This window comes from Enterococcus xiangfangensis (genome assembly GCF_005405365.1).
GTDB classification, from domain to species: domain Bacteria; phylum Bacillota; class Bacilli; order Lactobacillales; family Enterococcaceae; genus Enterococcus_A; species Enterococcus_A xiangfangensis.
The window spans coordinates 304214-319096 of record NZ_BJDX01000003.1 but is presented as its reverse complement, the minus strand read 5'-3'; the positions used below and the strand labels follow the sequence as shown (position 1 = coordinate 319096).

The window sequence follows — 14883 nt, the reverse complement described above, 5'->3', positions numbered from 1 at the left end:
TAATAAATTAATCGCTCGTTTGTTGTAAAACTTGGAAAGCCAGCTCATTTAAATAATGAAACAACGGCGTATACTGTGGTACGAAACAAAAATTTTCGACTGCTAAATCTAGGATTGTCGTCTTATGCTGGATCAAAGCACTCAATAAATTTAAATCTTGTAGCAAGTGTTCCTTGCTAACTAGCTGTGCGCCAATTATTTCCATCGTGTCTTTCTGATAAATCAATTTTACTTTTGCTATTTTTTGTTGAGCGATATAAGTAGGTGTCAAACATACTTCAGTCTGAATGGAGCCGACATCCATGTCTAAAAACGGTGCTTCTTCTTCTGTCACTCCTACTGATCCCAAAAAGTAATCCATAATTTTAGTAGCACTTACTTTATTTTCTCGATCAAAAGGAATGGCGTGCCCGATCAATGACAATGCCGCTGCCCGTGCCATATGCACTGCCCGCGTAACTAACGGCATGAATACATGGGCTGTCTTAGAATACGTGATTGGAACGATGTCACCGATCGCATAAATATCTTGTTCACTTGTTTGTAAATAATCATTCACGATAACTGTATCATCTTCGTTCAAGGCAACTTTATCTCGCAAAAATCCCGTGTTAGGCTGAGCCTGAGATGGAAAAATCACTGTATCTGCCTCAATTGTTTTAGACAACAGGCAGACTTTATTGACTTTATTATCGACAGCCTGATAATCAATCAAAAATTCGTTCGGATAAAAATGGATTCCTTGGGCATTCAATGAATCTTGGACTTCTTCGATCATGTCAGAATCAAAATAGCGGGAAAGGATCATCGGCATATTATCAATCAAATGGATTTCACGACCAGTTGCCGCTAACACATTTGCCAACTCTAATCCAATGTATCCTGCACCAAAGATCACAATTTGCTGAGCTTTTTCTAACGAATCCAGCACATACTGAGATTCTTCCAACCCTTTATACGTAAAGACATTCTCCGCGTCAATAATCGTATTGACCGCAGTGGGAGAAGATCCCATAGCAAGGATCAATTTATCGTATGAAAAAATTTCTTCCTGGTCTTCATATTCCAAAAACAACTTGTGATTCTTCGGATCGATATCCATTACTTGCCGTTCAGTTAATATGTTCACACCTAAGTCGATCAAAGGCTGGACATCTGTCGTCACCTCAGTCAACTCTTGAATGATATTTTGAAAGTGCAGATTAACTCCACTAGAAATATAACCCAAAGCATGCAAAGGTTTTTTATCAATTAAATAAACCTCGTTTTTACTTGTTAGCTTGCACAAACTCATCGCAGCGGCAATCCCACCATGAGAGGCGCCAATAATCACAATTTTCATGACCTCATCCTCAAATCGATTTTTTCTAAGTAACATTCTTTTAAGATTTCATTTACATATGGAAAATCAAAATCATACTCATTACTTAACATCACAAATACTCGAGCATTCTTTTGCAACGGATATTCTTTGACTTGATTCGTTAAAATAATATCATATTGATTATTTTTGTTGTATCTAGTTAGAGTTATTGGGAACGTTGCCGTTATCCGTTCCCTGATTATCTCGATCACCGCATCAATCATGATCCGTTCATATGAAAAATCACAAGCAACGTTGATACAAGATTCTACTTCTTTAAAAATTATTTGTAAAACTGAAGCATAGCGGATGAATAATTCTAATTGAATATTTTGTTTATCAAATTCAGAATAATTTGAAATTTCAAGTGCCCGTTGAGTCAAAGTTTCACAAACGTCCAAAATCTTCTGTTCATTGATTTTTTCACTCGCGACTGCAATCCCTGATGTCCAAAAATGTTGACCCATCCCCTGAAATAAACAAGCCGTGAATGGTTTTGGATGATGGTCAAGGCAATTTTATCTGAAAAGGTATCTGTAAAAGTATACCTATAAAAAATTTCATCTAGTGTCGCTTTAAACAGCCCGTTTAGTTGAACGACCAAACTATCTCTTGATTTCTCTTGCAATAAAAATTTATGAACATGAGCATTCTCAGTATCCAGCGTAAAATTGGAAATCATAAAAATATAAAAAACCAATGTCTCGTTCTGATTCCAAACAAAGGCATGTTGAATGAAAAAACGAGCTAAAATTGCTTGTAAAGATAATAGGAAGGCATTTTCTTCAAAAAGTTGATTGGGCAGATTTTCATAGTTAGGATTTTCTTTTTTTATGTTACGCAATCGTTTTCTCGTGATCGCCATCCAAATTTTAAACTTTATTTGGCCATCATCAGTAAATGGAAAGCCAAATTCTTTTTTCAATAGGTTCAACAAAATGTCACTAGTAGTATCTTCAAATTCCCTAAGATTTACTAAATAGGGACGTCCAAACCACAACAAGTGATAATAAAAATACCGAATCTGACTTTCAGATCCAAGCAGTTTCCCATTTTTTATTTGCAAATGAAATTCCGCTAACAAAACATTTATTTCTCTAATTCGTCTAGTAAATGTAGCAGAGCTGAGGCTCAATAAATCTAAAATCTTTTGCCGTTCAAAACTCCCATATTCTAACAAATACATCAAAATTTGATACTTTACAGCATCTTTCAAATATGAGTAATATACATCTGTCATTGATAAATTTCCCAGTCGCCGCAAGAAAATTTTTCCATCACTGACATCAAGAACTATTTGTCCATCGAATTTTGCAAGATTTTCCTTTAAAAGTGACAGATCTTCTTTAAATGTCGCTCGATCGACCGATAGCTGAACGAGCATTTCATTAATAGAAAGGTTGCTGTGCTCCAATAAAAGTTGAAAAATTCTAATTTGACGTTGTTCATTATTCTCAAGTAAACTGAACAATTCCAAGTCTATTATCCTCCTAATATCAGTTCATTTTTAGCAGCCGATATTGGCAAACTAGCTCAGAAAGCTTGATTCAACTATTTTGGCAGTACTATCTATTTCATCAATAGAAAAAACTTCAACTCAAAAAGTTTGTATTTGAGTTGAAGTCAACATTTTGATGACTGCTTATTAGCTTTCTTACTTCACTGGACCGGTTGACAGCTCCCAAGTGACGGCACCTTGGTAAGTTGTGTCTGCCTGAGTATACGTGCTATTGCTTAACTCTAACAGTAGCCCATCACTGCTTGGAAAGTCAACCGAAATATCCCCCTTTTTCACACCATCATTTTGATAGATCATCGCGTTGTCTTTAGTGATCGGAATCTTATTTCCATTATGACTAAAATATAGACCCGCATTCAATTCTTTACCTTCTGCAGTTCTAAATGGCGTAGTCAATCTGCCAGAAAGCTGCCATACAGAATCTGTGCTTGGCAAACGTGTATCTTTTACATCAAAAGAGAAATCACCCTTCGCCTTATAAGATACTGCTTGTGTTGGCACTGGAAGATCATTACCAAAAGTAAAATCGTCGGGCACATCTACCAAAGCTAATTCTTGCTTAGGAATCTGGATCAAATTAGCGTCTGTCTTGACTTCTGTAAATGGTAACTTTGTTCCGTCAGATAACGCAATGTTTCCTGATAATACAGCCGATTTAGTCGGCAAATCGATGGCATTTGTCGTTGCAGTATTCGTATCTATCTTATATTTGTAGGTGATCGTCACTTTATCTCCAGCTTTTGTTAAATATTGTGCAGGTATACTTATTCCATTTTGAATACCATCATCAGGAATCACCGTCCCATTCAATGATAAACTACCCTTTTCATAAGTAACATTTCCCGGAAGCGCAACGCTTACTTTTTTATCTGCTAAAGAATCCCCCATTTTATCTAAGGTAAACGTAATAGTTTCTTGAACAGTATCACCAGCCAAAGCAATCAAGGGTTTTCCTGTCTCTGGCGTTCGACTAAGATTTTTCAAATAACTTTCTTTAGAAATCGTTGGAAAACCAGCCACCGTAATTGCTTTCAAATTCGAGATACCCGTTTGTTCTGACTGCCATTTATAGGCAAGATTTGGATATGCTTTTGAAAGGGTATCGTCCATCAATTTATAATCAAAATAATATTGACCCGAAGCAAGTGCCGGTAGTGTTGTGGTTGCTGAATTATCACCACCATTATTCGTTAAAATCGTTTGAAATAATTTGTCTTCAAAAGTTCCCACTAATTTTTGTGTTGTTTTATTGTACAGCCGGTAATGAATGGACCCTGCTGTCAAATCGCTCGCTCGCCAGACCGCGTTCACTTGATAGGGGGCACTGGTAAGTAGTTTTCCCCATTGGCTATCTGGTTCCAAGTTTGTTGGTTTGACTGTGCCATCTACAGCATATTTTTCAAGTACCTTTAAGGTGACAGGTGACAACGCAGTTCCCCCGGCATCTTTTCCTGTATATAAAATATTTGTTTGCTGATTCAATCCGAGTGTTTGTGTCGGTGTATGAGCTAATGTTGCCCCAGTCGTTTCATTCTTCCCAGTAAAAAAATTCACTACTCGATTAAAACGATTTGTTGGTTGCTGGGCAAAACTTCCTTCTGAGAGTCCCATTGTCAAGATTCGGTTGTTGGTTGTTCCAGGAAGATTCAGGTTGTTGTTGTCAACGTACTCAGTTGTATCAGCAAAACTATTATACTTATTCGTCGTATCCCATGGAGAGATATAGCTGTTCCATGTTGGTAATTTGAAAGTTGATGTTTTTGCGTATGTAGTAGGATTCAGTGCCCCATTTGTTAGTTTAGGATAAAAACGTCCACCTGGACTAATTCCTGGCCATACCCGATCTTGAACCACATTATTCGAATCATAGAAATCTACAGAAAAATCGGCGAGTTTTGTAGTAGAAGGTTGCAGTTTGCCTTTTGTTAGTACTTTGTTTGGGCTGGTGTCATATTTGTCGCCGCTTGCAGTCATCTTTGCAACATCGACGGTAATATCAAAAACAATCGGAATATTCCCAGCATTGAATCCAGGCTGAGTGATGATATTGAAAATTGAACCTACAATATTTCCATTGTCCCATGAACCCATACCAAATCGCAGTGTATGGTTCCCGGCTGACATTAGACCACCTTCCGTTAGTTTAATATTCGACCCATTAATTTTTAAGTACGCATTGTCCCAGTCGATTGCCTTTAAAACATCCTCACTTGAAACATGTTTAGGTAAATTGATGATCGCTACAAAAGCAAACCCTTGAGCAGGAATATTTATTACATCTAAATAGTTCGTCAATTCCACATGGCTTTCCCAATGAAACCCGATTTTTCCGCCTTTCCAAGGATCATTCGAACTATCGTTTGTGTAGGTAACATTCAATTTGGGTAATTGATCGGCTCCAGTCAATTGAACGACCTTGCCGCCATCAATCTTTGGTTGCCCAAAAATATTGGAGTTTGTTCCATTTGTCGGTGTGATATTTTCATAAGTATCTGGATCATATGCAATAGTTGGCGGTGTTACCCCAACCGCATTTACTGGTTTGGATAGTCCAAAAATTCCCACAGTTAGAATCACGGACAAAAGAAAAAGGGAAAGAAGATCAGTTACTATTTTTTTGTTCATCATCTTCCTCCTCCTTCCGTCGTTTCCACAAAATAGCTAGACTAAGTAAAATCAATTCGCCGCCAATAAATGAAACTAAATAATTCAGCGGTTTATCATTGGTTTGGGGAAGTCTTTTGTTTTTGCTGGTTATTACTGGCTGACTATTCACTTTACCTGCGGTCTCATCATTTATCGATATAACTGGTTTGGGAACTGGGCTGGGATCATAAAATGTGATGGTTGCCTGACTACTTGTCTCTTCTACGGCATGGACCTGCTGCCCTCCAACAAGCAGCAGGCTTACGATTAATCCTCCTTTTAACAATAGTTTTTTCAACAAAATCACCTCATTTTACTTTGGTTCCTCATCCTTTTTGCGACGTTTCAAATAGACAATTAAAATAATAAGCAACAGCAGTGCAATCACAGCGAGAATAATGTAGATCCAAGGGAAGCTCTTTTCTTCAACGGCAAAAATAGAATTTTCGTTGACTTTTTTAGCTTCTTCTTCTTTAATCGTGAATTTTTGGGTAAAATGCCATTCGTAATCCTCACCCGATTTTGCAACAATCTCTGCTCGATAGTTCCCAGCTTTTGCGCGTCCTCCATCTAAATCAAGATTTAAATGAAAATTTGAACTAGGAGCTACTAAAAATTCATTCGAAGTGTTTTCAATGTATAATTGATCTTCATAATAAATTTTGCTTGTAAAAATTAGCTTATTGATGATCGTCGGTTTTGGATTTTGAAAAAACAATTGAACAGTCGGACTGGCATTCACGGCAACTACATCGCCTGACAAAAGCTTCAAATCCGGTGTGACTGCGTCTTGGCTTTCTTGTAAAACTACCGCAAGATTATATGCGATTCGATTTTTTATTTGGACGCCATCTTTTTTAGAAGAATTCTTTCCCTCTTCCTCTTTAGGAGTGACATGAATTCCCGCAAGAACACGACCAGTAAATGCTTCAGCTGGAATTTTTGCTTTGATCGGAATCGTTATCTCTGATTTAACAGCGACCGTATATTCCTTCTTTTCAATCGTCAGCACTTCCCGTACGTCAAACGGCAAACTTTCATCTAAACGCGGCTTCTCTTGCCCATAATCAATCGTTCCACCATCACTGGTCACCGCTGGATTGATAGAAACTTCAAATGCTCTTTCCTTATCAGCAGAATTTGTGAGGGTCACTTCCAACGTCTGCTCTTGTTCAGGAGTCACTAACAAATCAAAATAACCGATTGCTTTGTCTAGTTGATTCTCTGGAAAAACTGGTTTCACACCAAAATCTCCCGAAGCATCGGCGGCGTGACTGATCATTGGAAAACTAAAAAACATCCCTAAAACGGTAAAAAATACAAAAAGCAATCGTTTTCTTTGATTCACTATTGACCACTATCCTTTCAAAAAGGGAGCAAAATCGCTCCCCTTAAATTTATTTTTTATTCAACTGGAGCTGCACTGATTGTCCAAGTTAGTGTTGATTCAAATGCACCTTTTGCTTGTTGAGGTACTGTTAAGTTCACACTTGCTGAATCGAACGCTTCCATCCAAGTTCCAAGACCTTTGCCTTTATCAGCAGTAAGAATTGTAGTAGCTGCTGTTGTAGGTGTTAGATTAACTGCACTAGCTGTAGGTAATGCTCCTTTATTCGTGTTTGTATCCGGAGCATCAACAAGTCCTGTACCAATCGAAAGTTCCGTTCCAGGAAGTGTTGTCGTACCATCTGAGAATTCGGACATCGAAACGTCTACGACCCAGCCTTGAGCTTGTCCGTCTACGCCTACCCCGCGGCGGTCAGAAACTTGCAAATAAGGTGCTCCCGTATTTGTTGATGTATATTTTTGTGATGATCCAGTAACTTCGTGTTCGCCAAATGCAAAATCAGGAACTGTATCGATCGTCAATGGTCCTGTATTCCCAGTACCAGGTTGCGTTGGATCAACGGGATCAACGGGTCCAGTAGCTTCAGTAAAACTAACTGTTCCTTTTGAAGTTGCTGGTTGAGGGGCATCTGCCGCAAAAACTGGTGTTGCTGCCAAAGTGCTAAGTAAAACTGTTGAAAATAACATTGCGCCAATAATTTTGTTTTTCATAGTAATCTCTCCTTTACTCTTGTGGACTCATTATAAATGTAAAGGCTATCAAAAAATCATCATATTTTCGTCAATTGATATGAGTTTTTGATCCTAAATGAAAAACACGACATAATCTTCCCGTCACAACCAGTTATTTAGCTATTTTTTGACCATCGTTGTCGTTATAAATAGTTCAACAAAGCCATTCAAAGCCGCATGAATGGTACTTAAGTTTAATAATGATTCTGTTGTGTTTTTTACTTCTGACTGAAGTTCATTGCTATAATTCTTAATCCCATAGTCTACGAATTGATTTGACAACAAAAAAGCCGCCAATTACTTGGACAGCAAAGTAAACTATCATTAAAATATTGAGAAAAGCCTACCTATTCTAATTCCTCCCACTTTAATTTGTTCAATGAAAATCCTTTGTTTTCTCTGCTTCGTGCTCGTTGTTCCGCTAATTCTTTTAACGCTTTACCAAATGCTGCATTTATTTCTCCTTGTGTATAGCCTTCTGTTTCGACAACGAATACTGTCCGATCTGGAAAATCAGGTTGTTCTTCACCGTAATCGATTATTTGATTTGCAAAATTTGCGTAATGTGTTTTAAACGTATTTTCATTTCTGAAACGATTTTTTAGCAGATATTCCTCAAACTCAGCCTCGCTTTTCCAAAAATGATTCTCTTTTAATTGTTCGATAAATTCCTGATATGTACCTGTAAACACAAAATTTTCTTTCTGATCAAAGATCATTTTTATCCCTTCTTTTTAATATTTTTCCGTTAGCGGACTTCACTTTTTTTGAAAACAACTGCCTTTAGATCCTCCATTTGCGGAATTTTTTTATTATGGTAAGCTGGCCTAAAAAGGAAAATATTATGATTAAAATTATTGAAAACCTAACTGATTTTGAACTAAATGTTATTTCAAAAATTTGGCTACAAAGTAATTTGGATACGCATGATTTCATTCCCTCAGAATATTGGATTAAAAACTATAATTCTGTCAGAGAAGGCCTTTCAAATACCATAATTTATACATACTCGTATGAGGACGAGATTGTTGGTTTTTTAGGCCTTGTTGATGATTATATTGCCGGAATATTTGTTCTTAAAGCCTTCCGTTCATTAGGCGTTGGTACTAAATTATTGAATGAAGCTAAATCAAAAAATAATAGGCTAACCTTGAGTGTATTCAAGAAAAATAAACAAGCAATTCATTTTTACCAAATGAATGGTTTTAAAATACTGCAAGAAAGACTCGACAATGAAACGAACGAACTTGAATATCTGATGAACTGGAATCAATAATTCTGTAATAGTACCCAGCCATGATTTATATCCGTTACTCGATATAATCTATCGTTTTATAACGTTCCTGTTTTCACTTTGTTCTATAAAATTCAAGTGTTCCCCTTATTCAAAGGAGGTACTTAGATGTCGGAAGATAAATTAAAAACGCTGATGGAACAATTGAGTTCTACATACTCAGATGAAGAAGTCTCCCGAATCCCAGAGTTACAAACTATCATTCTTGAAGCGGCCCAAGAACTGGATAAAACAAGCAATGTAAAATTGGTGTATACCAAACTTTGCAATGCCATCTCTTTCTATTATCTTAGCAATAAGGAACAATTTCCTGATGCAATGATAGAGTTATACTACAAATTAAAAAGTGACGCAGAAACTTACAAGGGCGTAGCAATGAGTTCGATAATGTTCCCATTATGGTTTTAATTGATATATTTATTTTTTTCACGACAGCAAAGAAATTTGCTGTTTTTTTATGAAATAGCAAATTTCTCTTAACATCTGCCTCCCCATATTAATTTGCATTAACTAGTGGTTTGACATTTGTCATAGCTTTTATAACTTTAAATTGTGTAGCCAGATTCGGCACAAACGTACATTGATCTTAAACTAAAAAGACCAAGAGAAAAAAGTCCTCTTGATCTCTAAATTCAAAAATTTCTCTTTACTGTTATCATTGACAACGCACCAAAATAACTAGCATGTATTTTTATCTATCTAATTTAGATTCTTACTTTTTTAAAAGTGCTAAAAATTGCTCGCCGTAATTATCGAGCTTGCTCTTTCCAACACCTTTGATCTGTAAGAATTCTAACGATGTTTGCGGCTGCTTTTCAGCCAACTCGGTCAACGTCTTATCAGAAAAAATCACATATGGCGGCAGATTTTTTTCTTGTGCGAGTTGTGAACGCAAGCTGCGCATCTTTTCAAAAAGCTCGTCATCTGCGACAATTTTTTTTACCGGTGCCTGCTTGCGATAGACTTCTTGCTTGCCTAAAAGAACTGAAACCCCTTGTTCGGAAACTGACAATAAAGGATATTGCCCTTCTGATGGTACTAAATAGTGCTCCGCAGTCAAGTAATCAATTAGGCTAGAAACTTCTTTTTGCGAATACTCCTTCATTAGTCCATAGGTCGGCAACTGCTCAAAATGCCATTGTTTGATTTTTTGATCATTTGATCCCGTCAATACTTTTGCCACTAATGCCTTACCGAATTTCTCTCCCATACGTTTGACACAGGATAAAACTTTTTGCGTATCTGTCGTGATATTCACTTGCTCTCTTTCATCTAAACAATTGCTGCATTTTCCGCAATCCGGCTGATCTTCTCCAAAGTATTTCAAGATGAAACGCTGCAAACACATTTGAGTATGAGCATACTGGTTCATTTCCCGCAGTTTTGTGTATTCATTTTGTTGATAAGCGGTCTCTGATTGAGACTGTTCAATAAAAAATTTCTGCACCTGCAGGTCTTGCGGCGCGTATAACAAGACTGCTTCACTAGGCAATCCGTCTCGACCCGCTCGTCCTGCTTCTTGATAGTAAGACTCCAAATTTCCCGGTATCTGCGCATGAATAACAAAACGAACATTGCTTTTATTGATTCCCATGCCAAATGCGTTGGTAGCAACCATTACTTCACTGCGATCAAATAAGAAATCCTCTTGATTTTGTAACCGTTCCTGATCATTTAATCCGCCATGGTATCTGCCCACAGCGAAATTATGGTGCTTTAATAGATGATATAAGCGTTCAACTTCTTTACGAGTAGAAGCATAGATAATTCCAGATTGCCCCTTATTTAGCTTCAAATATTCCAATAGATATAAATCCTTTTGTTCCTTAACCACTTGAAAAGCCAAATTTTCTCGGGCAAATCCGGTTTTGATTTCATTTTCTTTGGGAATGTGCAGCAAATTAGAAATATCGTCTGCTACTTGCGGTGTTGCTGTAGCTGTCAAAGCAATGATGGTCGGTTGCTGATCAAAATTTTGAATGGTTTCAGCTAATCGTAAATAGCTAGGACGAAAGTCATGTCCCCATTGAGAAATACAATGTGCTTCATCGACTGCTAAAAGTTCGATGGGGACGTAACGTAGCAGTTCGCGAAAATCCGCAGATTCTAGTCGCTCTGGTGCAACGTACAGCAATTTGATTTCACCACGAGCTGCTTTTCTGACCCGTTCATTCATTTCTAAATTAGATAATGTACTGTTTATAAAAGCTGCTGGAATACCCACTTCATTCAAACTATCGACTTGATCTTTCATTAAGGAAATCAATGGAGAGATGACTAAAGTCAAACCTTCTAAAACAAGCGCCGGCAATTGGTAACAAATCGACTTTCCTCCACCTGTTGGCATTATCCCTAAAACATTCTGTTGTTGTAATACCTTTTGAATAATCGCCTCTTGCCCATTTCTAAATTGCGTATAACCAAATTTTTCTGACAACAGAGCTTTAATTCGTTCCATAAATGTGCCCTTTCATGATTAAATTGGGCCTAAGCGACCAAAAACAATAGTTATTTGCTAAAAAATCCCGAAACTGCCAGCTTCTCTTACATTAGCAAACTAGAAATACAGACGGAATTAACTACCATTTAATCAGTATACTCAAATGACTACAGCGTAGCAAGTTACGATGACAAGCTACCTAGTTCAGATTATCTATTTCGTAATAATTTGTCGAAACATAAATGTCCATTACTTTAGTGGGCAAACAGCGAGCTGAAAGTTGAAAAATAATTTCATTTTTTTAATTTTCCTCATACCAACACTGTATCTTTTTTTGCGAGATAGAGTGATTCACTAATATTTCCTTTTTTAGCATTTACAAGTGAAGATTCTTTTGTCGCTGAGATTTTTGGTTTCTTAACTAACTCCTTTAAAAAGCTTCCTAAACATATCAGCACTTCAGATACTGTTAGGAACGGGTATTCATCTTTTACAGAATAAAAAAAAGCCCATCCTTGGATAGGCTTTAGAAAATATTTTTCATCCGTACAAACAAGCATCCCTCTCAAATTTTTATTCTAACGTACAGTCTATTTTTAGACATTAAGGATAAAGGAGTCTTACTTGATATATATAGACAAAAGTTTTATATATCATTTGTACTATTCACAATTTCTGATAAAACATTCTTCCCATGAATAGTTTGAATATCTACCATCCAATAGTGCTCTCCACCTGAGTCTTCAATCAATTGAATTTCTTCCCCAAGTGCTTTTGCTCTCTCATAGTAATGTTGACTTAATCCAAACGGCACTTCAATATCCATATTTCCATGAATAAGAATTTGCGGAACAGCTAATGGCAGCTGATTGATTGGAGATAACTTACTGAAAAGCATCTCATATTCATCTCTTAGAAAATCCTGAATAGGATTTTCTTGGATATTTTTCATCTGCTCTTTACTTTGATGTACGGCTTCCATCACCTGGAAATCTAACACACCGGCCAAAAGAATCAGTTTAGAGATTTTCATTTTAGATATAGGGGGCTCTTTCGTAAGGTATACAGCCAATTGAGCACCCACCGAATGTCCAATCAGAATCATCTTTTTAATTCCTAGTTCTCTATGAAGGGCAATCTCTTCGCCACATTGAAGGGCTTTGGAAACAGATTCTAAAATTTCTGATGCACTATATTGTGGGGTTACGCGTTTATATTCAAATTGCCAAGTATAAAAGCCTTGATTTGTAACTTGTTCAACAAGTGGTGATAAATAATCCGTTGTCACTTTTTCCCGCCAAAACCCACCGTGAATAAAGACTAGCAGGACATCTGAATTAAAAACCTTCTCAGGTTGGCGAAAAATCCCATAACAATCCTTGTTCTCTTCATAAAAGAATTTCTTTTCATCCATATACTTTCACCATCAATTGTTAACCCTTCTGCAGTGTAGCTAGGTAACACTGGACTGCAATAGTATATAATTTATTTTGTTTACGATCGGATCTAGAGGTCATCACCAATGGTAGCTTGATACCAGCGATAATTGAGGCTGCTGGTCTCTGAGCATAGTGGATGATTGCTTTACTCAAATTATTTGCTTCTCTTAATTCATGAGTAACTAAAATATCCGCTTGACCTGCTACCTCACTATCGATATCCTTCAACTCAGCAAATTCAACAAAAACTGCATTATCAAATGACAATGGACCATCAATAACACAATCCTTAATTTGCCCTCGACGATTCATTTGAGTTAGTGCAGCCGCTTCAAGAGTTGAAGGCATCTTAGGATTGACTATTTCTACTGCGTCAAGGATAGCAACTTTAGGCAATTGAATACCCAATTTTTTAGCTACGCCTACTGCATTATTAATGATATCTACTTTAGCTGCAAAATCTGGTTGAATATTAATAGCACAATCAGAAAGTAGCTTTAATTTATGATCCAACCCGTCAAACAGGGTTATTTGACTTAACCGACTCTTCTTGTCAAAAAACTTTGGTGATTGCATCACTGCTCCTAAAAAAGTTGCGGTATGAACTTGTCCTTTCATTAGTATATCGGATCGTCCTTCAACAACCTCTTGTACAGCTAACTCAGAACATTTTTTAGCATTAGTTTCATGAATGAGCAGCATATCTTTCGGATCCAGTCCTACAGCTAGTAAGGAATCAATAATATCTGATTCATCACCGATCAAAGTGAAATTTGCTAGATTTAGCTCCTCCGTCTGCTTGACGACCATGATTTCTTCTAGTGTTGCGTTGGCTATAACAATTCGTTGTTTTTTTTCATTTTTTTTTACGGATTCCAATATTTCTGAAACTGACTTCATTGTTCATCCCTCATTTATAATTTAAAATTTTATTTTCTTTTAACCCTTCCAAAACACCGATTAATAGGGCCTCCAGTTCATTTTCTTCTTTCATGATTTTTATGGGCGCCAACCAACTCGTACGATTTATAATCAATTGAGTGAAATAGCGAGAGTTTGCTAAACCACCCGTAATTAATATAGCATCTGGTTTAGTTCCCAACGCTGCTGCTGCGGCACCTACCCCTTTAGAAACCTGAAAAGCCATCGCGTGATAAATCTGTTTTGCCTCCTCATCTCCATCAGTAATCCTTCGCTCTACTTCTTGACCATCAATCGTATCTAAATAGGCTTTGATACCACCCTGTCCATCTAAATAGCTTAACAATTCTTCAGTTGAATGTTTTTCAGAAAGACTTGCTTTTAACAAATCTTTTCCAGGAATCGTCCCCGTTCGGTCTAGTCCCATTGGTCCATCGCCTTCTAATCCGTTGGTGACATCGATGACTTTTCCAAATTTATGTGAGGCAACAGATACACCGCTCCCTAAATGTGTGATGACTAAATTCAATTCCTCGTATGTTTTCCCTATGCTTGTTGCATAACTTCTTGCAACTGCGTGGTGATTCAATACTTGATAGTAGCTCTTTCTTTTAATAAAAGGCAAACCTGTATATCTGGCTTCTGAAATCATTTCATCTGAACATGGAGGATCAACTGTGTATACAGGTAAGTCCCCTCCACCTAAAATCATAGCAATCTCGGAACCTAAGCTACAGGGATGTTGTCCATAAAAGCCGCTTTTTGCGTCTTCAACCATTAACGCATTTACTCTATAGGTACCCTTGGGTATTGGTTTTACTAATGGTCCTCGTGTGATAATTCCAGAAAGATCGGACAATGAAATCTTTTGTTTTTCCAAATAAATTTGAATATCTTCTAAGCGTAAATTTAATTGTCCCCATAAGTTTCCGCACGCCTTTAATGTCTTTGATGAATACCGAATCGTTTCCGTTGTAACAATCGTTTCCTTCTCAGCCAGACCAATCTTTGAAGAAGACCCACCTATATTTATAATAAGATATTTTTCCATACATCTACCACCTAGCCCACACTTAATTTACAGTAATAGTTAATCAACAAACTTTATCCCCATCCCCAAAAAATACCTATCAAAAAACTCCCTTTAAAAATTGCCTCTTTAGTAGCAACATTCAACTATCA

At 37.0% G+C, this 14883-nt stretch carries 16 protein-coding genes; 2 read left to right on the top strand and 14 right to left on the bottom strand.

The genetic code is table 11. From position 1 onward, the window contains the following. Positions 1-7 precede the first annotated feature (7 nt). From FFM68_RS05595 to FFM68_RS05565, 9 genes are all read right to left on the bottom strand, one after another. On the bottom strand, positions 8-1342 hold the full coding sequence (locus tag FFM68_RS05595; protein WP_137618436.1) for an FAD-dependent oxidoreductase: 1335 nt from the start codon (positions 1340-1342) through the stop codon (positions 8-10). Beyond that, positions 1339-1746, bottom strand: a complete 408-nt coding sequence (locus FFM68_RS13235; protein ID WP_239585080.1) for a hypothetical protein — start codon at positions 1744-1746, stop codon at positions 1339-1341. Before FFM68_RS13235 ends, FFM68_RS05595 begins: the two co-directional genes overlap by 4 nt. After that, positions 1743-2840, bottom strand: a complete 1098-nt coding sequence (locus tag FFM68_RS05590) for an AcpB/EbpR/MafR family transcriptional regulator (protein ID WP_239585079.1) — start codon at positions 2838-2840, stop codon at positions 1743-1745. The genes FFM68_RS13235 and FFM68_RS05590 overlap by 4 nt, the downstream gene beginning before the upstream one ends. A gap of 177 nt (positions 2841-3017) precedes the next feature. Beyond that, positions 3018-5507, bottom strand: a complete 2490-nt coding sequence (locus tag FFM68_RS05585) for a hypothetical protein (RefSeq protein WP_239585078.1) — start codon at positions 5505-5507, stop codon at positions 3018-3020. Continuing rightward, positions 5485-5835, bottom strand: a complete 351-nt coding sequence (locus FFM68_RS05580; RefSeq protein ID WP_137618435.1) for an LPXTG cell wall anchor domain-containing protein — start codon at positions 5833-5835, stop codon at positions 5485-5487. The genes FFM68_RS05585 and FFM68_RS05580 overlap by 23 nt, the downstream gene beginning before the upstream one ends. A gap of 6 nt (positions 5836-5841) precedes the next feature. After that, positions 5842-6876, bottom strand: a complete 1035-nt coding sequence (locus tag FFM68_RS05575; RefSeq protein ID WP_137618434.1) for a WxLIP family cell surface protein — start codon at positions 6874-6876, stop codon at positions 5842-5844. Between the two features lie 56 nt (positions 6877-6932). Continuing rightward, positions 6933-7586, bottom strand: coding sequence for a WxL domain-containing protein (locus FFM68_RS05570; RefSeq protein ID WP_137618433.1), 654 nt, complete (start codon positions 7584-7586; stop codon positions 6933-6935). Positions 7587-7727: 141 nt separating this feature from the next. Next, positions 7728-7889 (bottom strand): hypothetical protein, encoded by a 162-nt coding sequence (locus FFM68_RS13105; RefSeq protein ID WP_167483454.1) that lies wholly within the window; start codon positions 7887-7889, stop codon positions 7728-7730. 65 nt (positions 7890-7954) lie between these two features. Beyond that, entirely contained in the window at positions 7955-8326 is a 372-nt protein-coding gene (locus FFM68_RS05565; RefSeq protein WP_137618432.1) for a hypothetical protein, read from the bottom strand. A 125-nt stretch (positions 8327-8451) separates the two neighbouring features. Between FFM68_RS05565 and FFM68_RS05560 the strand changes: the two genes are divergently transcribed. Together FFM68_RS05560 and FFM68_RS05555 are read left to right on the top strand one after the other, a co-directional pair. Beyond that, the gene (locus tag FFM68_RS05560) at positions 8452-8883 is read left to right on the top strand and encodes a GNAT family N-acetyltransferase (protein WP_137618431.1); all 432 of its coding nucleotides are present in this window, start codon (positions 8452-8454) and stop codon (positions 8881-8883) included. 126 nt (positions 8884-9009) lie between these two features. Further along, the gene (locus FFM68_RS05555; RefSeq protein WP_137618430.1) at positions 9010-9309 is read left to right on the top strand and encodes a bacteriocin immunity protein; all 300 of its coding nucleotides are present in this window, start codon (positions 9010-9012) and stop codon (positions 9307-9309) included. Positions 9310-9613: 304 nt separating this feature from the next. Here the strand turns inward: FFM68_RS05555 and recQ are convergent, their stop codons facing one another. The 5 genes from recQ to buk form a co-directional block, all read right to left on the bottom strand. Then, positions 9614-11359 (bottom strand): DNA helicase RecQ, encoded by a 1746-nt coding sequence (gene recQ, locus FFM68_RS05550; RefSeq protein WP_137618429.1) that lies wholly within the window; start codon positions 11357-11359, stop codon positions 9614-9616. A gap of 293 nt (positions 11360-11652) precedes the next feature. After that, on the bottom strand, positions 11653-11901 hold the full coding sequence (locus FFM68_RS13190; protein ID WP_137618428.1) for a hypothetical protein: 249 nt from the start codon (positions 11899-11901) through the stop codon (positions 11653-11655). 86 nt (positions 11902-11987) lie between these two features. After that, on the bottom strand, positions 11988-12755 hold the full coding sequence (locus FFM68_RS05540; protein WP_137618427.1) for an alpha/beta hydrolase family protein: 768 nt from the start codon (positions 12753-12755) through the stop codon (positions 11988-11990). A gap of 19 nt (positions 12756-12774) precedes the next feature. Beyond that, a complete protein-coding gene (locus FFM68_RS05535) occupies positions 12775-13680 on the bottom strand; it encodes a phosphate acyltransferase (RefSeq protein ID WP_137618426.1) in 906 nt (301 codons plus the stop codon). A gap of 10 nt (positions 13681-13690) precedes the next feature. Then, complete coding sequence (gene buk / locus FFM68_RS05530; RefSeq protein ID WP_137618425.1) at positions 13691-14752, bottom strand: butyrate kinase; 1062 nt, start codon at positions 14750-14752, stop codon at positions 13691-13693. Positions 14753-14883 lie beyond the last annotated feature (131 nt).